This is a genomic window from Paeniglutamicibacter psychrophenolicus, assembly GCF_017876575.1.
Lineage (GTDB): Bacteria > Actinomycetota > Actinomycetes > Actinomycetales > Micrococcaceae > Paeniglutamicibacter > Paeniglutamicibacter psychrophenolicus.
In genome coordinates this window covers 3,834,505-3,854,598 of the sequence record NZ_JAGIOE010000001.1, presented here as the reverse complement: position 1 = coordinate 3,854,598, position 20,094 = coordinate 3,834,505, and the positions used below count along the sequence as shown (strand labels likewise).

Below are 20,094 nucleotides of genomic sequence, written 5' to 3'. Positions count from 1 at the left end.
CCGCGCGCAGCTCCTTCGCCTCATATCCCATGCACATACCACCTAAGGTTATTCAGCTGCGGAACGTGGTGGAATTCCGGTGCAACGTCTAGCGTCATTGACGCACTGCGTTACACACTGGTGGTGCGATCGGTTCCTTAGTCGACCGTGACGCCGAGCGCGTCACGGCGTTGTGAACCGGCAAAGGATTTGATCCGCGATTCCGTAAGACCGCGAATCGCAAGCTCCGCCAGTTGGATGCTGCGACAATCCTGGATCGATTGCGCGTGCCGCCAGGGAATCGCTTGGAAGCACTGAAGAGTGACCGAGCGGGCCAGTGCAGCATCCGCATCAACGATCAATGGCGGACCTGCTTTCGCTGGACGGATGCCGGAGCCGGCGACGTGCAAATCGTCGACTGCCACTGAGGAGGGATGATGGCCGAGAAGCTTTACCCGCCGATCCACCCGGGTGAGGTCCTGATGAAGAACTTCATCGAGGGCTTCGGGATCACGCAGAACAAGGTCGCCGTGTCGATCGGTGTGCCGCCGAGGGGCATCAACGAGATTGTGCATGGGAAGCGGGCCATCACGGCCGATACTGCCCTGCGTCTGGGGCGGTACTTCGGGGTGTCCCCGCAGTTCTGGCTCAACCTGCAGACTCAGTACGAACTTGATCTCGCGGAAGATCGCGTGGCCGACCAGATCGCAGCGATCACGCCGTTGAAGGTTGCCTGAGCGGGCATTCCCGTCGATTGGTCCAGAAGGTAGCGGCCAATGTCGTCCATGATCAACGGCTCCCGGTTTTCAAGCACGGTGACATCCCACTTGAAGCCACCGATGTTTAGGTGCCGTAGTCGCGCGGTGATGCGTGCATCACCGCGCGAGCCGAGACGGAGTTGTTGACCAAGTAGTCCGTCATGGGGTGCGAGGCGGAACCACGACCGGCGAGCCGAGCTCGGACGCCAGAGCCCTCAAGTCAGAGATGCCGCCAATCATCGAGCCCTTCTGCTTCGAAGCGATCAGGCGGCGCAAAGCAAGGTCGAGGACAACGCGATCCGACTTCCCGCCCGTCAGTGCCCGTGCTCGCTCGAGCAACTTCAGATCCACATCGACCTTTGCGACTGCCATGACGGGGCACCTTCCATCGTTGGCCAATTGTATAAATATTGAGCCAGAGCGTCACTGCTGCTTCACCGACACGGTAGCTGCCGACCGCCTGGGACCGCACCCGAATGCGGTCCCCACGTTCTTGTCTGTCCGGGCAAGCCAGACGTTGGGCCTGAACCCGGCTGGGCGCAAACCCGGTGCAGCATGGTCTGCACAGCCAACCAGCGGTTCACGGCCGGCTGCCGGGTGCGGAATGTGGCTACCCGTCCGTCGAGAGGCCGGCATCGACCGTGCTGGTGCGAGTACCGGACCCCGGGAACCGTTTCCTGCCATCGGGATGCGGCCTACACTGGCTGCATCAAAAGGCCGGCGGTGACGCCGCCGGTGATTCCTACTGATGGGAAGAAGCGCGTCATGGGTGAGCTGCACGTGAACATGCACATCACGATGGACGGGGTGATCCAGGCCAACGGCGGTCCAAGCGACCAAGACGGGGGATTCGAATACCCGGGATGGGAAACCCCCTACCGGACGGCCGAGGCCGGTGCGCAGATCATTGCCGATGTGCAGGAATCCGATGCCCTGTTGCTTGGGCGGATCACCTATGAGCTCTTTGCCAGTTATTGGCCGGGGAAGACGGATCCGATCGGGGTCGCCTTCGATGCGGCGCCCAAGTACCTGGCTTCCCGCGGCACCCCGGAACTCACCTGGGAGAACACCACCCAGCTCGTGGACGCCGCCGCAGCGCTCCCTGCCCTGCTGGCCGCCCACCGCCAGATCCATACCTGGGGGAGCGCGGATCTGTTGCAGTCGCTGTTCACGGCGAGGCTGGTGGACCAGCTGAACCTGTGGGTGTACCCGGTGGTGCTGGGCACCGGAAAGAAGCTCTTCCCCAACGGGGTGGAAGCCAGCCGCTTCGAAATGGTGGAAGCACCGCGAAGCTTTGGCACGGGTGTCATGGTGGTGCGCTACAAGTGCCTGAAGCAACCCCCGGCCACCAGCGCTTAGTTCTTCACCGCGGCACTGCCGCGAACGGGCTTGCCCGGCTGGTTGCGGCCTAGGATGGATGCCATGACCTCTCCCTTCCGCCGCAGTGTCTCCGAGCACCGGGCAGGCCTCAAGGACATCATCGAAAAGGCCCTTGGCAACCCGGGCACCGAGATCCTGGCCCTGGACCGTGCCCTGGGCCGGACACTGGCAACCCCGATCGCGGCCCCGCGCTCGCTGCCGCCCTGGGACAACTCGCAGATGGACGGGTACGCGGTGAACACCGCCGACCTTGGGCCCGAATCGCTGCGCGTGGTGGCACCGATTGCCGCAGGGATTGCCGCACCGGCCCTGCAACCGGGCACCGCAGCACCGATCATGACCGGTGCCCCCGTCCCGGCCGGAGCCAACACCGTGATCCCCATCGAGGCGGCCGAACCCGACAGGTTCCCCGGCGAAGCCGAGACCGCCTCCGGCTTCCGCGTCCGGCTGCCTGCCATCGCCGAGCCCGGCAGCTACATCCGCGCCACCGGCAGCGACATCGCCGCCGGGGACCCGGTGCTCGCAGCCGGCACCCGGCTGGGGCCCACGTCCCTGGGGCTGCTCGCGGGACTGGGGATCGGCGAGGTTGCGGTGCTCCGGCGCCCGGCCGTGCTGCTGCTGTCCACCGGGGACGAACTGGTGGCACCGGGTACGGAACTTGCCCCCGGGCAAATCCACGACGCCAACACCACGATGCTGGCCGCCGCACTGGAATCCGCCGGATGCGCCGTGACCACCGTGGGGGTGCTTGACGATTCCCCCGAGAGCTTCATGGCTTCGTTGGGCCAGGCGCTGGAAGCCGGCGAGCGATCCTACCGATTGGTGCTCAGCAGCGGGGGGATCTCCATGGGCGCCTTTGACGTGGTCAAGGAAGTGCTCATCAACCACGGCATCGAATTCGGTTCGGTGGCCATGCAACCGGGAGGGCCGCAGGGAGCGGGAATCCTGGGGTTGCCCGGACACGCACCTGTGGCCTTCATAGCCTTCCCCGGCAACCCGGTCAGCGCGTTTGTCAGCTACGAGATGTTCCTGCGCCCCGCGCTCGCCGAACTCCTGGGGCTGCCCGAGCGCCAGCAACTCCTGGCAACGCTCACCGAAGAGGTGGCCTCCATGCCCCACAAGGTCCAGATCCGCCGCGGCAGTTATTCCGGGGGCGTCTTCACCCCGATGGGCGGGGCCTCCTCGCACCTGCTTGCGGCCTTGGCCGGCAGCAACTCGTTCATCCTCATTGATGAGGACACCACCGTCCTGCCCGCCGGAAGCCCGGTGCAGGTATTGATCATTGGAGATGGCTCATGAGCCCCGACACCACACCGGCTACCGGTTCCGAACCCGCCAAGCTCTCGCACGTGCGCGCAGACGGCAGCGCCCACATGGTCGACGTCAGCGAGAAGGCCGAAACCAGCCGCGAGGCCACCGCCGAGGCCTGGGTCCGCACCACGGAAGAGGTCATGGCCCTGGTTGCCTCCTCCGGGATGCCCAAGGGCGACGCGCTGGCCGTGGCACGGATCGCCGGGATCATGGGGGCCAAGAAAACCTCCGAGCTGATCCCGCTGTGCCACCCGCTGCCGATCTCCAAGGTCACCGTCGACTTCGAGCTCGATGCCGCGGACTCCGTGCGGATCATTGCCACCGTGAAGACCCGCGGGGTCACAGGGGTGGAAATGGAGGCGCTGACCGCAGTGTCCACCGCCGCATTGGCCTTGTATGACATGATCAAGGCCGTCGACAAGCACGCAAGCATCACCGACATGCGCGTGCTGGCCAAATCGGGCGGCAAGTCCGGTTCCTGGAACATCGCCCCGCAACAACACCCGAACCCCGAAGGAGAAATACGCGCATGAGCGCCTGTGAACCACTGGGAGCCCCTCGCAAGGCTGCCATCTTGATCTCTTCCACCCGTGCCGCGCTGGGCATCTACGAGGATGCCAGCGCCCCAGTCATCGCCGACTGGCTGCAGGAACAGAACTTCGACGTCATCCCCGCGGTCATCGTGCCCGACGGCCCTGCCGTGGGTGCGGCGCTGCAGGGCCTGCTGATGGCCAAGCCCAGCGTCATCATCACCTCGGGCGGCACCGGGCTGAGCGCAGACGACGTGACCCCGGAACAGACCGAGCCGCTGCTGGACCGCACCGTGCCCGGGATCATGGAGGCGCTGCGCGCCGCCGGGCTGCAGAAGACCCCGATGGCTTCGCTCAGCCGGGGGCATGCGGGCATCGCGGGGGAGACCTTTATTGTGAACCTGCCCGGGTCCCCGTCCGGGGTCATGGACGGGCTCACCGTACTTGGCCCCATCCTGACCCATATCTGCGAGCAGCTCGAGGGAAGCCATGCCCACCACTAGCAACACCCCGGCTCCCGGCGAGGTCGTCTTTGCCGGGATCAGCGACACCCCGATCGATTCGGCGACCGCCTGGGACGCGGTGGAGTCCGCGCACACCGGCGCTGTGGTGAGCTTCGGCGGGATCGTGCGCAACCACGATTCCGGCCGCGAGGTGCTGCGGCTGACCTACAGCGCGCACCCCAGCGCCCCGGCGCGCATGGCCGAACTGGTGGCCGAGGTCGCCGCCCGGCACCCCGGCACCCGGCTCTGGGCCGCACACCGGGTGGGGGAGCTGCACATCGGCGACTCGGCCCTGGTGGCCGCAGCTGCATCGGCCCACCGCGGCCCTGCGTTCGAGGCCTGCCGGGACCTGGTGGAGACCGTCAAGGCCCACGTGCCGGTGTGGAAGGAACAGTTCTTCGCCGACGGCGAGGTTGAATGGGTGGGCAGCGCCTAATGCATCGTTAGCTGCCCACAGTTGGTTGGGCCGGAGCACATGCCGGAAGGCAACGTGCTTACGCTTTCAGCCTGGAAACCAACGAAAACCCCGGCAAGAAAACAACGATGGCGTCTGCGGATGTTGCCGTGCCCGGTGCAGCATCCGATAGGGAACCGCGAACCGCGATGGAATCGTCATCAAGCATCAACCTGCGCCCAAGAAACAAGCAACGAACCCACCTATCGAAGAGAGGCTTCTTCAGGGCGCTTGGCGTGGCCCTAAAGGCGCCCAAGGTCTGGGCGTTCATCTTAATCTGCCTGGTTCCCGGGATAGCCGCGGTAAGTTACTTCGCCTTCCCCGCCGTGAATAAATATGTTGATTCGGGCCTTGGAGGTCTCTGGATAATTGCTTCGTCGAAGATCCCTGCACACTTTTTCACGGCCGGAGCAACCCTGATCATTGCATTTGTAGCCTGGCGGGCGCTCAAGCAAAAGCAAGCAGCCGACCGCAAGGCTGATTGGTGGTCGAGGACGCAGTATGCCTTGGACCAGTTGGTTTCGGGAAACGAACAGTCAATCTTGATGGGCGCCAATCTTGTTGAGTTTCTGGCCCGCAATCACGTCGACAACCCGAATTTGGTTGACGATTCGGCTCGGAGACTTTTCGACGAGGTCGTCAAGAAGCTGACGAACTTGTTGAGAAATGAAGTTACGATCGAAGAGAGTTCCAGGGAGGACAAGCCATGAGTTCAGACCCAATCGAATCACGGGCCGCTGCAACTGAGCGCCCAGTCTCCGTTGCACTGCAGAGTATGCAGGAGCTCTCCGAAACGCTCAGCGCGATGGTCGCAGAGGACGAACGCCGAAAGCGAGCCCTGGCCGAGCTCAACCGATTTGAGCGTTTTCTCGTCGTGCACATGGGCGCCAAGATTCCTTACAAGAAGAAGTGAATCACTCCCCTTAAGCAAGCCGTGCGGCGCGTGAATTACGTACACCTGTTGGTGCGGGCCTCCACAGCACCCTCGTGGGCAGGCCGCTGGCCAAGTGGAACATCTGTGAGCCACACTCTTAGCAGGACGCAAACAGTAATGCCCGGCTGCATGGTGGGACGCCCTACGGCTGAAGGCGAACCGCAAACAACCGCAGCCAAGCGGAACGCGTATTTGCAGTGCCGCGTCCGTATAGCAGCGGGGCGAATTAACGCCAAGGCACTACTTCCAGTCCCAAGTTTCCTTGTTCGAGGGCAAAACCCTGCACCTCAATCAATGTGATGACAAATCTTGTCCTGGACACGACAATTCTGTGCCCTTGCTGCACATACCCGGATACCGCGGAAAACTCTGCGGTGTTTGTCGTCGTCGCCGGTCCTTCCTGTGCGACGATGACATCAGGAGGTGCGAATGACGCGCTACGCAGTGGATCCGTCCCGGCGACAACTTGTCCGGATTTTATCGACACCAGGTGGGGAAACAGTCAGCGATGTCTGGCACTTCGACGGCATCGAAGATACGGATATCCACCGCCAGATCGCCACCACGATGACAGCACTCTCCCGCACACTGTGGCACACCTATACAGACCCCGCCTCCGCAGCGTTGGACGATCTATCACCCAACTCCGAGGGATGGCGACGGGAAATGGAACGTGAAGAGATTGGCCGGGTTGCACACGCGCTCAGGAATCCGAATCTTCCGATGAATGGATACTTGGTGCAGCCCTACGGCGGCATCGAAGGTTCGGCTCAGCAGCTCGGCCGCCTGCTTCACGAGATCGGAAACCCAGAATTCACGGATGCTATCTCCATCGAAGTTGATGAAGAGATCCGGACCATCGAGCGGGCCGAATCAGGTGATCTCACGGACCGAGCCGCCCAGGCCATCCTGTTGTCGCGCGCGTCGGCGTCACCCACCCAGGTCGCTGTCGCCTTCGCCCTCCTGCAGGCCGATCCGTTCGGTTCCCGCGAGCTTCGGGAGCAGGTCGACCCCACCTCGGCGTCGGTGGCCGCCGGGCAATGGCTATTGGCCGCCGCACGAGTAGCCGCCAGCCTGAGCGGGATCGGTGCAGAGTCCGTTGTCATGGAAGCCGACAACATTGAAGAGCTCTCAGTCGCGACACCGACCGAAGTGTTGGCTCGGCTGATCGAAGGGGACGATCCATACGACGTCGTCAGCGAGTTGATCCGCATCGCGATGGCCGTCGCCGATGGATACGCCATCGCACCAGCGAGGGAGCCTGCGAAGATGCCGCTGTATCGCACCGATTTCGAGGGGAAGACCAGTCTGTCCTATCTCGATCCCCGTAGGCCCGCTCCGGATCTCCTGGAAGACCTGCTCGGCGGGATATACGGCGCGTACCTCCTTTGGGCCGAATACGATGAGTCCGAGGCCCCCGACGAGGATGCCTTGGATGAGGAAGCTCTGGAGGAGGAATGGGAATCTTCCAGGAAACAGCGTCAGGCCATATTCGTCGAGCAGGTCCGCCTGCTCGTCCAACCGGGGTGAAGCGTGCGATTCCGAGGAATTGAAGACACAGAGCCCGCCTGCGTCTCTCCAACACGAGCGGTCCTGACGCAGGGCAGAGCATTGGAGCCCGGGAACGGCTTCGACGTCCGAGATGGGTACGATACCGCTGCTGTGGGACCGCCTGCGCCCATCGGGAGCGACTCTCTTGGTTTTGTCCCATAGGAATGCGCGGGCGGTGAAGACGATTCCCCACAGGGGCGCGTTGTGTGCTGCGCCCCGGACCCCAGTACCCTGAGTAGATGACCAATGCCCCAGAAATTGCCCAGTGGATCCTTGATGCGATCCACGAAGAGAAGACCGTCCACCAGGAAGCCCTCGTGCCACGCATTGCGGAGGCCTTCGGCGACGAGTGGGTCTACACCCACGAAAACGGGCACCCGGCCATCAACCGCGACGTCCTGAAGTCCTTGCGCAAATTGCGCGATGCCTCGGTGGGTTGGAACCGCGAGGATCGCTGCTGGTACGTCATCGACGCCAGCTAGAACCACCGATGGGCCGCCGGAAGCACTGTTTTCCGGCGGCCTTTTTGCTGCCCGCAATAGGTCCCTTGACCGCCGCGGTGGTGGCATGCGGCAGCGCTGCCGCGGCCGGGAGCCATTTTGACCAGTCCGGGCAGGAGCCGGCACCCATCGGAGCCTGACGCGGGCCGCCCATCACCCTGGCTCGTAGCGGCCCATCGGACCGGGGAACTACGCATCGGGGCCGCGGCACAGGTAGTCGCGACAGCATCGGCCCACCGCGGCGCGGCGTTCGAGGCTTGCCGAGACCTGGTGGAGGAAGTCACGGCCCACCCGCCGGTGTGGAAGGACCAGTTCTTCGCCGACAGCGAGAACGAACGGGTGGGCAGCGCCTAAATTGATGTTCATGGTTCAGGAATTGGAAATGGCCTCAATTCATTGCACCAAGCTAAGGGCCAGCCGGTCGCGTCTGAGAAGCCGCAATAACCTTGTTCCTAGACGCCTTCCCTTTTCTTCAGAACCGGCCAACCCCGTCATGCTGGCTGGGGGAAGGCGCCCGCAGCACGATTTACATCCCTTGCATATATGCAAGGGCGGGACTATGGTTTTTGTATGGCTACTTCCACTGCGGCGTCCATAGTTATGCGAATGCGCCTCAAGCGACAGCTCAGCAAGACGGCATTTGCTGAGCTAATTGGCCTGCCCGCATCAACAATTACCAGGATTGAGTCTGGAGTGGTTGAACCAACGTATGCGATGCTGCAACGGATCGCCTCAGGTGCCGGCTTCCGGCTCTCGGAAACACTGACCGAATCAGGTAGCGACTTGCCGTATGCGGCGGCCCTGGAACGAATCCGGAATTCCACCGAAGACGAGCGGCCACGACTCATCGGAAAACTTGCCCAAACCGCGAATCTAGCACCTGTTGCCAAGAGGCGGGGTGCGCGCTTATTTGCCCTTGAGAGCTCCCTTGAAGAATTTCTGCAGCGACTTACGGACCAAGGAACGAACCCGGTTGTCTCGTCACTGGAAGCTGTCTCCGGCGACATTTCCCAAACGAGTTCATTCACCCCCGTTGTCTACGTCGATAATCCTGAAGAAATCACGGATCTTCCGGACATGACTCCCTCTGCAAAAGCCGGTGTCGTTGTCCTGCCATCCACGGATAGTACAAAAAGGTATGTTCGCCACGTGCAGGGCACTGCCATGCTGAGCCCAGAATGGGGAATGCTGGATGCTCTGGCGTCTCCAGGACGTCAGGCTGACGTTGCCCTCAGTCTCTTGCCGGCATTCGCCAAGTCAGCGCGCGCGGCGAAATGAATCACGGCCAACATCGTATGGAGGATGCCCGATATGGAGCCGCACGTTCCAGGCGGTTGCTCATCGAGACCATCGGTGCGCTGGCACCGCATCTGGATGCGCTAACCATTGTTGGCGCTCATGCTGTCCACGTTTGGGTCCAAGAGATGTGGGGGCCTATAGACATGGAAGCGACAAGAGACGGTGATCTCGTCATCAACCCGGTATTTGTTGCGGAAGAACCTAAGATCTTGGAACTCATGGCTTCCATTGGCATGGAACCGGCGCTGGAGGATCGTCCGGGTATTTACGGGTATGGCAGCGAGCGAGATATGGCGTGGGAGCAACGAACTACTATCGATCTGCTGGTGCCTGCAGTTTACGCGGGCAAGAAGGGGCGCACGGCAAAGATCGCAGGACAGGACAAGGCGACGACCCAGTCTTATGGTTTGGAATTGGCCGTCCATGACCGAATCCTTACCAAACTGTCAACGATGGACACGCAGCCATCCATATCCGCCAAAGCGTATGTGGCTGGTCCCGCAGCGCTCCTGGTCGCGAAAGCCCACAAAATCCACGAGAGATTGGCTGAGTTGGAGCGGCATCCCGACCGACTGCGACCGAAAGACTCCGGCGACGTCGCCTTGCTGATGATGGTCACCCGCGGCGATGAAGTTGCCGAGACCATGATGATGCACGCACGAGCGCATGCTGAGATTCGTGAAGTCGTAAACGAGGGGGCAGATCTCCTCATGGGAATGTATTCTGCACAAAATGCCACGATCGTCCGCGAGCACATGGTCGACAGCCTAGCGGCAAGGTTTCGAGAGCAGGACCTGCTTGCTGACGTTGACACTTGGCTGGCAGCATTCTGCTCGAGATTTCGAAGGGTTGAAACCAATTAACAAGGATCTAACGATCGTGTGCCCGATCTTTGCCCGGCCCGGTACCAGCAAACTGACAGGTCGCTGCTTCGCCGCACAATCGACGCCAACGTTGAACGCGGTTGTACCGATGCCTGTTCAACATGCATTCGACCCAGGAAAGGCCCGGGCGCGGACAACCGTGTCGGCTCCCCAATGAGGAACACGCAGAGGGACTTCCAACATGAATTTGAGAGGACAATAAATGCGGGCGACCATGAATTCTTTCTTCGCCTGATCGGCGATTACGCCAGCGTTTCGCTCAAGGCAGGGCGCGCCCTGATGCTGACGGCTCCAAGCATCACGGACCCGCAGTATCTGACCGCGCTCGGCGCCATAACCTGTTGGGTTTCCCGGAAAACTGGAACACCGTCTCCAGGATGGACGCGAAGTATCCGACCGTCGGCCGAACCGGTGTTCTTGTCCGAGAAGCTGTATCCGGTCGGCGACCGTATGAAGGACTTGATCCGGACCGAGACGCCGCCAGAGATGGCGGCCTTGAATGTCTGGATCCGCGAACGTGATCTGGCCACTGCATGAACGCAGAAGTTCCCGGCGAGACGACACTCTGGGGGTCCGGGCGTTCTTGGAAACCATGCCCGATACCTGCGGCATTGAGCTGGACATCCATGTTTTCGGCGGATCGGCTCCATGTTTAGGCCATCGTCGAAGGGCGGCCGAACTCCATAGGCGGCCCGGTTGCGAAAGAGGAGGGTTGCAAGGTGGAGAAGACGTGAGTTCTGACCCAATCGGGTCGCAGACTGCAGCAACCGCGCTTCTAAACGCCGTCGTATTGAAGCACGTTCAGGAACTCTATGAAACGCTCAGCGCGATGGTCGCGAAAGATGAGCGGCGAAGGTAGGGGTTGGCTGACCTCAACGAGTTTGGGCGATTTCTCGTCGTGCACGTGGGAGCCGGGATTCCACAGAAGAAGGACTGAATCCCGTTCCGCACCGCGCATTCGGCTGCATTCGTGGAAGTAAGGCGTCCCACGATTCTGAATGGCGCAGCGGGTGTCATCGAGGCGGGGACTCAAATGATTTCCAGATAGGCTGGAACCCATGAGTGCACCACTGAAAGTCGCCGTCCTCGGCGCAGCGGGACGAATGGGAGCCGAGGCCGTCAAGGCCGTCAATGCGGCCACGGACATGGAACTGGTGGCCGCGCTGGGCCGCGGGGATTCCCTGGAAATCCTGTTGGAGACCGGGGCCACCCACGTGGTGGACCTGTCCGTCCCGGCAAGCACCGAAGCCAATGTGCGCTTCGCTGTCGAGCACGGCATCCACGCCGTGATCGGAACCACCGGCTGGGATGACGCCAAGCGCGCATCCCTCACCTCGCTGCTGGCCGAACACCCCGAAGCAGGTGTGCTCATCGCCCCGAACTTCGCCCTGGGCTCGGTGTTGGCTTCCGCCTTCGCCGCCACCGCGGCACGCTACTTCGAATCCGTGGAAATCATTGAACTCCACCACCCCAACAAGGTTGACGCCCCCTCGGGCACTGCCGTACGCACCGCAGAACTGATTGCCGCCGAGCGTGCGGCCGCCGGCGTCCCGGCGAGCCCGGACGCCACGGAGACCCAGATCGACGGCGCCCGCGGCGCGGTGGTCGATGGGATCCACGTGCACTCGGTGCGCCTGCGCGGCCTGGTCGCCCACCAAGAGGTCCTGCTCGGCGGGGAAGGCGAGCAGCTCACGTTGCGCCACGACTCCTACGACCGCGCCTCCTTCATGCCCGGCGTGCTGCTGGGCCTGCGGACCGTGGCCTCCCGCCCGGGTCTCACCTACGGCCTTGACGGCTACCTCGAGTTGGGACGCTAAGCGCGCATGAAAACCAAGTTCTGGGTCGGCGCCATCCTGCTGCTCTTCGTGTTCTACCTGGTGGCCGCCTTCGGTTCGGCGCTCCGCTTCATCACCGCCGAGGAGCCCATCGCCAAGGTCATCGGCGTTGCCGCCCTGGTCATTCCGCTGGTCGGGGTGTGGATCCTGATCCGCGAAGTGCTCTTCGGTTCGCGCACCCAAAAGATGGCCTCGATCCTGGCCTCCGAGGGGCTGCTGCCCGAGGACAACCTGCCCCGCACACCCTCGGGTCGCATCGTCAAGGCCGCGGCCGACGAGGACTTCGTGCAGTACAAGGAAGAGGTCGAGGCAAACCCCGAGTCGTGGAAGTCATGGCACCGGCTGGCACTGGCCTACGACGCCGCCGGAGACCGCCGCCGGGCCCGCGAATCCATGCGCAAGGCCATCGGGTTGTACCTGGCCGCGGGCAAGCAGTAAAGGCCAAGGCCTGAGCGATGCTCCCTCGAACGGTTCGCAAGAGCCGCGCGAGGGAGCATTTTTCATTGGTGGGGAGACGTTCCAGCTGATGTGCCCGGCCTGGCAAGGAAGGGAGCGGCGGCGGTGCGCGCGGTGGCTGCGATCGCCTTGCGTTTCCGGGCGAGCCTAGGGTCGGGGCCCTGCCGTTCGGGCAATCGAGGTCCTGTAAACAGGGGGTCTTCGGTGCGAATCCGGAAGCGGGCTCCACTGCCAGCGCCGGTCTCTGCAATCGGGGCTGGGCTAGAACAACCTCAGATAGGCAGGTGCCTCGGATGCCCAGGCGGCTTTCCCGCCGAGCAAATTGTCCACCTGCATACGGATGTACCTGCCCACGATCGAATCTGCCTGGCCAGGGTCTGTCTCGTCTACGGCTCGCCGAAGCGCCTCCAGCGTTCCCATCACCACTTCCTTTGCCGCCGACTCCGGAAGCCCCCAGAGCATTCCCTCCAGCACCAGGTCCTCTGCCGTGACGGACGGCTGGTAGGCGATGTCGTTCACCCTGAGTGCAAGGTTCTGTTGGCCGTTCGGAGCCAGGGCCAACGCAGTGACGTCGTACATCGGGGCAAGGCGAACTTTTCCTGTAGTGAGGTGGATGATCGAAAAGTTCTTTGCGTGGGCATCCGTGTTGCCAATCGCCACGTTGAACGTTGTGTAGGCAAGCAACACATGGCGGTCGCCGCGCTCGGAGCCAAACCTGCGGACCTTGGGCAGTAGGTCGGCAATGCTCCGGTGCCTTGCTCTGCGATCCACAGACTCAAATTTGGCGTCCGTGTCCCATGGCAGCCCGAGGGCTTGCGCTGCATCTTCCTGATGGATGCGCTCGAAGTCGTTTGGGCCGGTCACGCGATCATAGCGCTCCACCACCAGCGCGGTTCTTTCGCCGAACGTCTCAACGGTGGCAGCGAAACTGAGTAGGCCCAGCTTTCGGCCGAGCGACAAGCAGTACGCTTCCCAGTGCGCACCCCATTCCTCACCAACGGCTACCGGCTTGAGGATGTGTGTGGACATCGCGCCGTTCCTGGCGAAGTGCCACCCATCTATCCAAGCCAGTACCGCCTTTGGTTGGATTCCCGGCAACGATCCGCCGCCGCCTGTCGCGCCCATGGAGAAATCCGAGGTTCGGTTCAACATTTTTTCGATGTCGTGCTCATCGGCCGGTTCATGGGAACCAGGCTCCGCTGCGGAGGACTCGCCGATGATGACTGCCCCTGGGACGTCTTTTCCTGCGTATTCCAGCATTGCGAAGAGGTCGGTGTTCTGTACGCCGGCTTGGCGGGCCAGGTTTGTCCTGCCGCGGCCCTCGGGCAAGATGCCGCCAAAGAAGGATGTTGCTGCGTCATTGTCACTGGGCAACACTGTCAGGGGTAGCCCCATGGAGAGGATCGTCGACCCCAACCCGTAGGCCCTGATGGCCTCGTTCGTAGCGCGGAACCCCACTCGCCCCGGGCCCCTGTCGCTGATGTTGCCGATGTGGACGCCGTAGAGGTGCACGGGGAGCTTAGTCATCTGTAGCGATCCTGAAGCTAAGTTGGATTCCAAGCTGGTCGAGCAGATCAAACAACTTCGGGCTGAGGGTTCTCGATTTGCCGGTTTCGAGTTCCGACACATAGCGCTGCGTCAGGCCCAGGGCGGCAGCCAGCTGTGACTGGGTCATTCCGTGGGCAAGGCGGGCGGCAACAACGGCTCTGCCCAGGTCCTTGGTTGAATCGATGGTGCCATGCACGACAGCGATGCTCCTTATTCCAAAATTCGTATACAGGGTATCTTATTACGTTTTTCAGATATCTGTCACCGTATCCGAAAAGTGTAATATTCGCGACCTTGGGGCCCCTCTCCGACCGCTTTATGAAGGGCCGATCCCCGCTTGCGGTAACACGGCGACATGGCTGGGTCCATCCGGCTCCCCTTTCCTGGCGAGCTCAACACCTAGACGTGACGCACATCATGGACTTGGATGGTTCAATGGCCATCAAGCGGAGGGGCCGGCGGGGTTCAGGCCCCATTCATGCTCGGTTCACCCGCGGATGATCGAATCTGTTCGGGCTACACACCGTGCGCCACAGCGCCACGGCGAAAACAACGAGCTAGGGGAAATCCATGAAGAACCGCGCAACAATTGCGTTGGCCACCGCGACCTTGGCGGCCTCGATGGCGATGGGGGCCATGGCTCCGGCCACGGCGGACGAGGCCCAGACGACCTCCATCGAGGCCATCCAGGGCACGGGTTCCGCCAGCCAGATGGCCGGCCAGCAGGTGACGGTTCGCGCCGTGGTCACCGGCGCCTACGCCGAGGGCGGTATCCGCGGCTTCTACATCCAGACCGCCGGCAGCGGCGCAGAGGTTTCCCCCGAGGGCAGCTCGGGCATCTTCGTCTTCTCGCCAGGCGGCGTGTCCGAGGTTGCCGTGGGCGACCACGTGCAGGTCACCGGCACGGTCAGCGAGTACTTCGGGCTGACCCAGATCAGCGCCTCGGCCTCCGGCGTCACAGTGCTCACCGAGCCGGCCGACGCGGTCAAGCCGCTGGCCATCGAGATCCCCTCCGCGGACAGCGAGCGCGAGCGCTTCGAATCAATGCTGGTTGATCCGCAGGGGCAGTGGACGGTCGCCGACAACTACTCGCTGAACCAATTCGGCGAACTCACCCTGGCCCAGGGAACAAGCTCGATCCTGCCGGGGGAGCGCACCCTGCGCCAAGCCACCGATGCGTTTGCCCCGGGCAGCGCCCAGGCACTCGCCCTTGAAGCCGAGAACGAGCAGCGCGCGCTGCTGCTGGATGACGGCGCCACCTTGAACTTCCTCGGCGCGAGCTCCAACAAGTCCGTGCCGCTTCCGTACATCTCGGCCGACAAGCACGTCAGCGTCGGTGCCGAGGCAACCTTCACCGGGCCGGTCATCATGGACTACCGCTACGACCTGTGGCGGTTCCAGCCCCAGGGCCAGGTTGTCGGTGCCGAGGATGCGGACATCCCGGCAGCCTTCGCGCGTGCCAACGACGCGGAACCAGCGGATGTCGGTGGAAACGTCAGCGTCGGCAGCTTCAACGTGCTGAACTACTTCACCACCACCGGGGATCAGCTTTCCGGCTGCACCTACTACACCGACCGCACGGGCCAGCCGGTCACCGTGCGCGGCGGGTGCGATGCCCGCGGCGCCGCCAACGACGCCAACCTCCAGCGGCAGCAGGCCAAGATCGTCTCGGCGCTGAACAAGTTCGACGCAGACGTCGTGGTCCTCGAGGAGATCGAGAACTCCGCCCGCTTCGGGCTGGACCGCGATGACGCGCTGGCCACCCTGGTGGGTGCGCTGAACCGGGCTGCAGGTGCGCAGCAGTGGACGTACGTGCCAAGCCCCGTCGCGGTTCCGGCCGACGAGGACGTCATCCGCACCGCGATGATCTACAAGAACGACGCAGTGAAGCCGATCGACGAATCGGTCATCCTGGATGACGCGGCCTTCGACAATGCACGCGACCCCTTGGCGCAGGCCTTCCAGCGCGTCGGCGGAAACTCCAACACCCGCTTCCTGGCCGTGGCGAACCACTTCAAGTCCAAGGGCTCGGATCCGAAGGACGGTTCGGCCAACGCCGACAACGGCGACGGCGCGGGCGCCTGGAACGCCGCGCGCGTTGAGCAGGCAAAGGCCCTGGTGAAGTTCGCGGAGGGGCTGAAGAAGGAGCGCAACACCAACAAGGTGCTGCTGGCAGGGGACTTCAACTCGTACTCCGCCGAGGAACCGATCCAGGTCCTGACCCAGGCCGGATACGTGGACCTCGGTGCCAGTGCACCCACCCGCAGCTACCTCTTCGCAGGTCGCACCGGCTCCCTGGATCACATCCTTGGTTCAAGCGAGGTGGCGCAGCACGTCACGGGGAAGACCATCTGGAACATCAACGCCACCGAGTCCGTGGCGTACGAATACAGCCGCTACAACTACAACGTGGCCCAGCTGTTCTCCCCGGACCAGTTCCGTTCCTCGGACCACGACCCGGTGCTCGTGGGATTGCAGCTGAACAAGAAGTAGGAACCAGGGCAGGGGCCGGTGGATCGAAAAGATCCGGCGGCACCTTCCTACTGTGTAAGCCAACGAGCCAGGCAATTGCCCGATGGTTGCCACCATGAACTGAAATGGCTCTTGTCAGTGACCACCCTCGAGTTCTGGTCAGATTGCTTCGAGCCTTCCGTGGAGAGAAAGTCATCCTCAGCCATCATGGATACGACAAAGGCAAGGACGCAAGCAAGAAGCGCCAAACGAAGGAAATCAAAGTGGCACGCCAGCTTCATGATGCGTGGAAGAAGAGCGGCAAGAGTTGCCTTGTTACGGGCAGTAACGCAGGATTGAAGTATGGGTGATAACCCATATTTTCAGGGAGTTGAAGATGGAAAATTTTCGAGACCTCGCGCGTAGAGCTCAAGAATCCTGGTCCGAGGTCGACCATAAGGTCTACGAGAGCGCTTCCACGGACTTCAAGGAAGATGTAGACGCTCAGATTGCTTTCGGCAGGCAACTCGCGACATTGCGCAGTGAAAGGCATTGGAGCCAAGCGCACGTTGCCGAACTGACGGGATTGCAGCAATCTGAGATCAGTCGAATCGAACGGGGCGCGGCGAATCCGACCATTGCCACTGCAACCAAAATGGCGAAGGCCTTCGGCAAGGAACTCAAGCTCGCCTAGAACGACAAAATTTGTCACACAAACCTGTGGGTGACGGATTGTCCTTTGCGACGATGGCAACAGCCAGCCCAGGGTGTTCCGTGAAGGACTCCCAAACCGATGAATGCACGCAATGACTCCTGCCGGGCGAATTGGATTGACAACCATAGGGGCACCGTCGGTGCTCTCGAGGTGCTGCGTGGGGCAACCGCAAGATCCCTCGAGCTCCTTGGCTCGGACCGTTGGAGCCCACGAAGATATCATGGGGACATGACGACCATCCTGCATCTGGCCCGGCTTCAGGACTGGGAAGCTGCCCAAGCCCAAGGCGCATACCGGCAATCGACCCGTGGCGCATCGCTTGCGGAGGTAGGCTTCATCCATTGCTCGCTCCCGGAGCAGCTTCCGGTGGTCGCCTCCTTCATTTACGCCGACTACACCGGCGACCTGGTGGTGCTGGAGCTGGACGCAACCGCTATTGCGGCCGCGGGTACCGCGATCCGCTTCGAGGACGGCGGCAACGGGGAAATGTTTCCGCATCTCTACAGCGAATTGAAGATCGAGTGGGTCCGGGCCACGCGCCCGGCGGCCATGATTGGCGGGACACTATCGGTACCGGGCCTCGAAGGTGCGCGAGGAGCCACTCCGTGAGCGCGCAGCAGCCAGAGGCCAACGGTGTTTCCAGCCGCAATGGAAAGCCGCTGGCCACCTGGATCCTGATGCTTCTCGCCCTGGCCATCACGTTGTTGCTGCCGGACTGGAACGGAACCGGGGCACTGCTGCCTGCATGGTTCATGGTCGTACCGGTGATTCTTGGACTGGTGGGCGCCTGGCTCGCCCACCGCGCGGGGCGACTCGGCTGGGCCATCGCCTCGGGCGTCCTGGGGCTGGTGCTCGTTCCTGGCCTGCTGCAGACCATCACGCTTGTTTCCGGTCCATAGTCCAGCGGAACGAGGCTGGGCCCAGCCGGGGAAGCAGCATGCTTGCGGCCCGTAGCTGCCAAAAGTTCAGACAAACACCGAAAGCAGCAATACGCCCAGCAAGCCGACAACGGAAATCAAGGTTTCCATCACCGACCAGGTCTTGATGGTTTCCCAAATGCTCAACCCGAAGTATTCCTTGACCAGCCAGAACCCCGCGTCGTTCACGTGGGAGAAGAACAGCGACCCGGCACCGACGGCCAGGACCACCAGGGCCAGCTGGGCCGGGGGAAGGCCCGCGGCCAGCGGGGCGACGATGCCGGCCGCCGTCACCGTGGCGACGGTTGCCGAGCCGGTGGCCACACGGATCAGCACCGCAACGATCCAGCCCAGCACCAGCGCCGAGAGGCTCAACGCCACCGCGACCTTGCCGATCGCCGTGCTGGTGCCGCCGTCCACCAGCACCTGCTTGAAGCCGCCGCCGGCGCCCACGATGAGCATGACGCCCACGATCGGCAGCAGGCTTTCGCCGATCTTCTTGCCCAGCACCTTCGCGGTGAAGCCCACCGAGGTGCCGAAGGTGACCATGGCCAGCAACACCGCGATCAGCAGGGCCACCACCGGGTCGCCAATGATGTTCAGGCCCTTGTACAAGGCGGTGTCCGGGGAGACCCACAAGTCGGCCGCGGCACGCAGCAACATCAGGAACACGGGGGAGAGAACCGTGGCCAGGGTCCAGCCAAAGGAGGGGACACGAGTGGCCCCGGGCGTGGACGCCGCTTGGGGTGTCTCGGGTTCCAGCGCTTCGCCGGAGGCGTGCTTGCCCGGATGGAAGATCGCGGCGCCGGCCTGGGGCTGCGCTCCGGCTGCGGGTGAGGCCCCGGCCCCGACGAAGGCCAGGCCGGCGCCGGCGGGCCCGATGGGGACCCAGCGGGCGGCCAGCCTGCCGAAGAGCGGGCCACAGATCGCCACCGTGGGGACGGCGATGATCAGGCCGAATGCCAGGGTGATGCCGATGTCGGCATTGAGGATGCCGACCGCCGCCACGGGTCCGGGGTGCGGTGGGATGAACCCGTGCAGCACCGAGAGGCCCGCCAGCGCCGGGATCGCCAGCAGCATGGCCGGGCCCTTGGACCGATGCACAGCCAGCATCACCACGGGAACCAGCAGCACCAGCCCGACCTCGAAGAACATCGGGATGCCGATGATCCCGGCGATCAGCGCCATCTTCCACGGCAGCGAAGCCTTGGAGCCGTGCAGCAGCGTGTCGACGATCTTGTCGGCCCCGCCGGAATCTCCCAGCAGCTTGCCCAGCATGGCGCCGAGGGCAATCAGCACGCCCACGTAGCCCAGCACCCCGCCCACGCCGGTCTCGTAGGACTTGGTGACATCGGCCAGCGGGATCCCGGAGAACACCCCGACCAGCAGCGAGGCAATGGTCAGCGCCAGGAAGGCATGCATCTTGGCCCAGATGATCAGCACCACCACCAGTGCGATGCCCAGCAGGGCAACGACCAAAACCTGGGTGTCGTGTGCAGCCCAGGGCTCGTGCATCTTGTCGGAGGCGGCGTCGGCAAGAATGGCCACGCCCGTGCTGAAGGTGTTCATGTTCTGTCCAAAGGGGTAGGAGATCCAAGACCCAAGTCATCGACGATGGCTTGGACGATGTGCCGCGGTGCTTCACCGATGTCGACGCGGATGGCAGGTTCGTCCTCGCCCGGCTCCTCGAGGTCGGCGAACTGGCTCGCCAGCAGGCTAGCCGGCATGAAGTGGCCCTGCCGTGCGGCCAGGCGGGCGCCGATCTGCTCCGGAGTCCCGGCCAGGTAGACAAACACGACCCCGGTGCCCCGCCGGTTGAGCACCTCGCGGTAGGAACGCTTCAAGGCCGAGCAGGTGACGACCCCGTGCTTGCCCGCATCGAGCTCCGCCTCGATCCAGTCCGCGACCTTGGCCAGCCACGGCCAGCGGTCCTCGTCGGTCAGCGGGTGCCCGGCGTGCATCTTCTCAACGTTCGACTGCGGGTGGAGCGAGTCGCCCTCCTCGAACTCCCAGCCGAAACGGCCGGCCAGCAATGCGGCAACCGTGGTCTTCCCGCAACCCGAGACGCCCATGAGAACCAATACCCGTG

At 63.1% G+C, this 20,094-nt stretch carries 26 protein-coding genes; 21 read left to right on the top strand and 5 right to left on the bottom strand.

What is annotated here, in order from left to right; genetic code table 11:
* Nucleotides 1-233: 233 nt before the first annotated feature.
* Together JOF46_RS17515 and JOF46_RS17510 are read left to right on the top strand one after the other, a co-directional pair.
* A complete protein-coding gene (locus tag JOF46_RS17515; protein WP_209909450.1) occupies nucleotides 234-407 on the top strand; it encodes a type II toxin-antitoxin system RelE/ParE family toxin in 174 nt (57 codons plus the stop codon).
* Nucleotides 408-416: 9 nt separating this feature from the next.
* Nucleotides 417-716 (top strand): HigA family addiction module antitoxin, encoded by a 300-nt coding sequence (locus JOF46_RS17510; protein ID WP_209909447.1) that lies wholly within the window; start codon nucleotides 417-419, stop codon nucleotides 714-716.
* Nucleotides 717-896: 180 nt separating this feature from the next.
* Here the strand turns inward: JOF46_RS17510 and JOF46_RS17505 are convergent, their stop codons facing one another.
* The gene (locus JOF46_RS17505) at nucleotides 897-1,109 is read right to left on the bottom strand and encodes a type II toxin-antitoxin system VapB family antitoxin (protein WP_209909444.1); all 213 of its coding nucleotides are present in this window, start codon (nucleotides 1,107-1,109) and stop codon (nucleotides 897-899) included.
* Nucleotides 1,110-1,502: 393 nt separating this feature from the next.
* Here JOF46_RS17505 and JOF46_RS17500 point away from each other — a divergent pair, with 393 nt between their 5' ends.
* The 15 genes from JOF46_RS17500 to JOF46_RS17430 all read left to right on the top strand — a co-directional run bounded on the left by JOF46_RS17500 (nucleotide 1,503) and on the right by JOF46_RS17430 (nucleotide 12,356).
* Nucleotides 1,503-2,096 (top strand): dihydrofolate reductase family protein, encoded by a 594-nt coding sequence (locus JOF46_RS17500; protein ID WP_209909441.1) that lies wholly within the window; start codon nucleotides 1,503-1,505, stop codon nucleotides 2,094-2,096.
* A gap of 63 nt (nucleotides 2,097-2,159) precedes the next feature.
* Complete coding sequence (locus JOF46_RS17495) at nucleotides 2,160-3,416, top strand: molybdopterin molybdotransferase MoeA (RefSeq protein WP_209909437.1); 1,257 nt, start codon at nucleotides 2,160-2,162, stop codon at nucleotides 3,414-3,416.
* The gene (gene moaC / locus JOF46_RS17490) at nucleotides 3,413-3,961 is read left to right on the top strand and encodes a cyclic pyranopterin monophosphate synthase MoaC (protein WP_209909434.1); all 549 of its coding nucleotides are present in this window, start codon (nucleotides 3,413-3,415) and stop codon (nucleotides 3,959-3,961) included. Before JOF46_RS17495 ends, moaC begins: the two co-directional genes overlap by 4 nt.
* A complete protein-coding gene (locus tag JOF46_RS17485; RefSeq protein WP_209909432.1) occupies nucleotides 3,958-4,461 on the top strand; it encodes a MogA/MoaB family molybdenum cofactor biosynthesis protein in 504 nt (167 codons plus the stop codon). The genes moaC and JOF46_RS17485 overlap by 4 nt, the downstream gene beginning before the upstream one ends.
* Nucleotides 4,448-4,897: a molybdenum cofactor biosynthesis protein MoaE gene (locus JOF46_RS17480; protein ID WP_209909429.1), complete on the top strand. Its 450-nt coding sequence runs from the start codon at nucleotides 4,448-4,450 to the stop codon at nucleotides 4,895-4,897. The genes JOF46_RS17485 and JOF46_RS17480 overlap by 14 nt, the downstream gene beginning before the upstream one ends.
* 107 nt (nucleotides 4,898-5,004) lie before the next feature.
* Nucleotides 5,005-5,625: a hypothetical protein gene (locus JOF46_RS17475; protein WP_209909427.1), complete on the top strand. Its 621-nt coding sequence runs from the start codon at nucleotides 5,005-5,007 to the stop codon at nucleotides 5,623-5,625.
* Nucleotides 5,622-5,828: a hypothetical protein gene (locus JOF46_RS17470; protein WP_209909425.1), complete on the top strand. Its 207-nt coding sequence runs from the start codon at nucleotides 5,622-5,624 to the stop codon at nucleotides 5,826-5,828. Before JOF46_RS17475 ends, JOF46_RS17470 begins: the two co-directional genes overlap by 4 nt.
* Before the next feature lie 450 nt (nucleotides 5,829-6,278).
* On the top strand, nucleotides 6,279-7,379 hold the full coding sequence (locus JOF46_RS17465; protein ID WP_209909422.1) for a hypothetical protein: 1,101 nt from the start codon (nucleotides 6,279-6,281) through the stop codon (nucleotides 7,377-7,379).
* 260 nt (nucleotides 7,380-7,639) lie between these two features.
* Nucleotides 7,640-7,882: a DUF6953 family protein gene (locus JOF46_RS17460; protein WP_071215851.1), complete on the top strand. Its 243-nt coding sequence runs from the start codon at nucleotides 7,640-7,642 to the stop codon at nucleotides 7,880-7,882.
* A 117-nt stretch (nucleotides 7,883-7,999) separates the two neighbouring features.
* On the top strand, nucleotides 8,000-8,254 hold the full coding sequence (locus JOF46_RS22905) for a molybdenum cofactor biosynthesis protein MoaE (protein WP_344033134.1): 255 nt from the start codon (nucleotides 8,000-8,002) through the stop codon (nucleotides 8,252-8,254).
* A 252-nt stretch (nucleotides 8,255-8,506) separates the two neighbouring features.
* Complete coding sequence (locus tag JOF46_RS17450) at nucleotides 8,507-9,178, top strand: helix-turn-helix domain-containing protein (RefSeq protein ID WP_209909418.1); 672 nt, start codon at nucleotides 8,507-8,509, stop codon at nucleotides 9,176-9,178.
* Nucleotides 9,179-9,234: 56 nt separating this feature from the next.
* Nucleotides 9,235-10,062, top strand: coding sequence for a hypothetical protein (locus JOF46_RS17445; RefSeq protein WP_209909415.1), 828 nt, complete (start codon nucleotides 9,235-9,237; stop codon nucleotides 10,060-10,062).
* Between the two features lie 174 nt (nucleotides 10,063-10,236).
* On the top strand, nucleotides 10,237-10,620 hold the full coding sequence (locus JOF46_RS17440; protein WP_209909412.1) for a hypothetical protein: 384 nt from the start codon (nucleotides 10,237-10,239) through the stop codon (nucleotides 10,618-10,620).
* A 521-nt stretch (nucleotides 10,621-11,141) separates the two neighbouring features.
* Nucleotides 11,142-11,900 (top strand): 4-hydroxy-tetrahydrodipicolinate reductase, encoded by a 759-nt coding sequence (gene dapB / locus JOF46_RS17435; protein WP_209909409.1) that lies wholly within the window; start codon nucleotides 11,142-11,144, stop codon nucleotides 11,898-11,900.
* 6 nt (nucleotides 11,901-11,906) lie between these two features.
* Nucleotides 11,907-12,356, top strand: coding sequence for a tetratricopeptide repeat protein (locus tag JOF46_RS17430; protein ID WP_209909406.1), 450 nt, complete (start codon nucleotides 11,907-11,909; stop codon nucleotides 12,354-12,356).
* A gap of 279 nt (nucleotides 12,357-12,635) precedes the next feature.
* Here JOF46_RS17430 and JOF46_RS17425 read toward each other — a convergent pair whose 3' ends face one another.
* Entirely contained in the window at nucleotides 12,636-13,901 is a 1,266-nt protein-coding gene (locus tag JOF46_RS17425) for a type II toxin-antitoxin system HipA family toxin (protein WP_209909403.1), read from the bottom strand.
* Nucleotides 13,894-14,118 (bottom strand): helix-turn-helix domain-containing protein, encoded by a 225-nt coding sequence (locus JOF46_RS17420; protein WP_209909400.1) that lies wholly within the window; start codon nucleotides 14,116-14,118, stop codon nucleotides 13,894-13,896. Before JOF46_RS17420 ends, JOF46_RS17425 begins: the two co-directional genes overlap by 8 nt.
* A gap of 374 nt (nucleotides 14,119-14,492) precedes the next feature.
* On the opposite strand from JOF46_RS17420, the gene JOF46_RS17415 reads away from it, so the two are divergent.
* The 4 genes from JOF46_RS17415 (at nucleotide 14,493) to JOF46_RS17400 (ending at nucleotide 17,987) form a co-directional block, all read left to right on the top strand.
* On the top strand, nucleotides 14,493-16,415 hold the full coding sequence (locus JOF46_RS17415) for an ExeM/NucH family extracellular endonuclease (RefSeq protein ID WP_209909397.1): 1,923 nt from the start codon (nucleotides 14,493-14,495) through the stop codon (nucleotides 16,413-16,415).
* A 355-nt stretch (nucleotides 16,416-16,770) separates the two neighbouring features.
* Nucleotides 16,771-17,067, top strand: coding sequence for a helix-turn-helix transcriptional regulator (locus tag JOF46_RS17410; protein WP_209909394.1), 297 nt, complete (start codon nucleotides 16,771-16,773; stop codon nucleotides 17,065-17,067).
* 249 nt (nucleotides 17,068-17,316) lie between these two features.
* Complete coding sequence (locus JOF46_RS17405; RefSeq protein WP_209909391.1) at nucleotides 17,317-17,697, top strand: DUF952 domain-containing protein; 381 nt, start codon at nucleotides 17,317-17,319, stop codon at nucleotides 17,695-17,697.
* Complete coding sequence (locus JOF46_RS17400; RefSeq protein WP_209909388.1) at nucleotides 17,694-17,987, top strand: hypothetical protein; 294 nt, start codon at nucleotides 17,694-17,696, stop codon at nucleotides 17,985-17,987. Before JOF46_RS17405 ends, JOF46_RS17400 begins: the two co-directional genes overlap by 4 nt.
* Before the next feature lie 66 nt (nucleotides 17,988-18,053).
* On the opposite strand, the gene JOF46_RS17395 is transcribed toward JOF46_RS17400, so the two are convergent.
* Together JOF46_RS17395 and JOF46_RS17390 are read right to left on the bottom strand one after the other, a co-directional pair.
* Nucleotides 18,054-19,574 carry a GntT/GntP/DsdX family permease gene (locus tag JOF46_RS17395; protein WP_245348177.1) on the bottom strand — a complete coding sequence of 507 codons (1,521 nt, stop codon included), beginning with the start codon at nucleotides 19,572-19,574 and terminating at the stop codon, nucleotides 18,054-18,056.
* On the bottom strand, nucleotides 19,571-20,077 hold the full coding sequence (locus tag JOF46_RS17390; RefSeq protein ID WP_245348176.1) for a gluconokinase: 507 nt from the start codon (nucleotides 20,075-20,077) through the stop codon (nucleotides 19,571-19,573). Before JOF46_RS17390 ends, JOF46_RS17395 begins: the two co-directional genes overlap by 4 nt.
* Nucleotides 20,078-20,094: the final 17 nt, after the last annotated feature.

What these genes read in the sequence shown, in the direction of transcription:
- JOF46_RS17510 (WP_209909447.1), top strand. Translation starts at nt 417, where the DNA reads ATGGCCGAGAAGCTTTACCCGCCGATCCACCCGGGTGAGGTCCTGATG.
- JOF46_RS17505 (WP_209909444.1), bottom strand. Translation starts at nt 1,109, where the DNA reads ATGGCAGTCGCAAAGGTCGATGTGGATCTGAAGTTGCTCGAGCGAGCA.
- JOF46_RS17500 (WP_209909441.1), top strand. Translation starts at nt 1,503, where the DNA reads ATGGGTGAGCTGCACGTGAACATGCACATCACGATGGACGGGGTGATC.
- JOF46_RS17495 (WP_209909437.1), top strand. Translation starts at nt 2,160, where the DNA reads ATGACCTCTCCCTTCCGCCGCAGTGTCTCCGAGCACCGGGCAGGCCTC.
- moaC (WP_209909434.1), top strand. Translation starts at nt 3,413, where the DNA reads ATGAGCCCCGACACCACACCGGCTACCGGTTCCGAACCCGCCAAGCTC.
- JOF46_RS17485 (WP_209909432.1), top strand. Translation starts at nt 3,958, where the DNA reads ATGAGCGCCTGTGAACCACTGGGAGCCCCTCGCAAGGCTGCCATCTTG.
- JOF46_RS17480 (WP_209909429.1), top strand. Translation starts at nt 4,448, where the DNA reads ATGCCCACCACTAGCAACACCCCGGCTCCCGGCGAGGTCGTCTTTGCC.
- JOF46_RS17475 (WP_209909427.1), top strand. Translation starts at nt 5,005, where the DNA reads ATGGCGTCTGCGGATGTTGCCGTGCCCGGTGCAGCATCCGATAGGGAA.
- JOF46_RS17470 (WP_209909425.1), top strand. Translation starts at nt 5,622, where the DNA reads ATGAGTTCAGACCCAATCGAATCACGGGCCGCTGCAACTGAGCGCCCA.
- JOF46_RS17465 (WP_209909422.1), top strand. Translation starts at nt 6,279, where the DNA reads ATGACGCGCTACGCAGTGGATCCGTCCCGGCGACAACTTGTCCGGATT.
- JOF46_RS17460 (WP_071215851.1), top strand. Translation starts at nt 7,640, where the DNA reads ATGACCAATGCCCCAGAAATTGCCCAGTGGATCCTTGATGCGATCCAC.
- JOF46_RS17450 (WP_209909418.1), top strand. Translation starts at nt 8,507, where the DNA reads ATGCGCCTCAAGCGACAGCTCAGCAAGACGGCATTTGCTGAGCTAATT.
- JOF46_RS17440 (WP_209909412.1), top strand. Translation starts at nt 10,237, where the DNA reads ATGAGGAACACGCAGAGGGACTTCCAACATGAATTTGAGAGGACAATA.
- dapB (WP_209909409.1), top strand. Translation starts at nt 11,142, where the DNA reads ATGAGTGCACCACTGAAAGTCGCCGTCCTCGGCGCAGCGGGACGAATG.
- JOF46_RS17430 (WP_209909406.1), top strand. Translation starts at nt 11,907, where the DNA reads ATGAAAACCAAGTTCTGGGTCGGCGCCATCCTGCTGCTCTTCGTGTTC.
- JOF46_RS17425 (WP_209909403.1), bottom strand. Translation starts at nt 13,901, where the DNA reads ATGACTAAGCTCCCCGTGCACCTCTACGGCGTCCACATCGGCAACATC.
- JOF46_RS17415 (WP_209909397.1), top strand. Translation starts at nt 14,493, where the DNA reads ATGAAGAACCGCGCAACAATTGCGTTGGCCACCGCGACCTTGGCGGCC.
- JOF46_RS17410 (WP_209909394.1), top strand. Translation starts at nt 16,771, where the DNA reads ATGGAAAATTTTCGAGACCTCGCGCGTAGAGCTCAAGAATCCTGGTCC.
- JOF46_RS17405 (WP_209909391.1), top strand. Translation starts at nt 17,317, where the DNA reads ATGACGACCATCCTGCATCTGGCCCGGCTTCAGGACTGGGAAGCTGCC.
- JOF46_RS17395 (WP_245348177.1), bottom strand. Translation starts at nt 19,574, where the DNA reads ATGAACACCTTCAGCACGGGCGTGGCCATTCTTGCCGACGCCGCCTCC.
- JOF46_RS17390 (WP_245348176.1), bottom strand. Translation starts at nt 20,077, where the DNA reads ATGGGCGTCTCGGGTTGCGGGAAGACCACGGTTGCCGCATTGCTGGCC.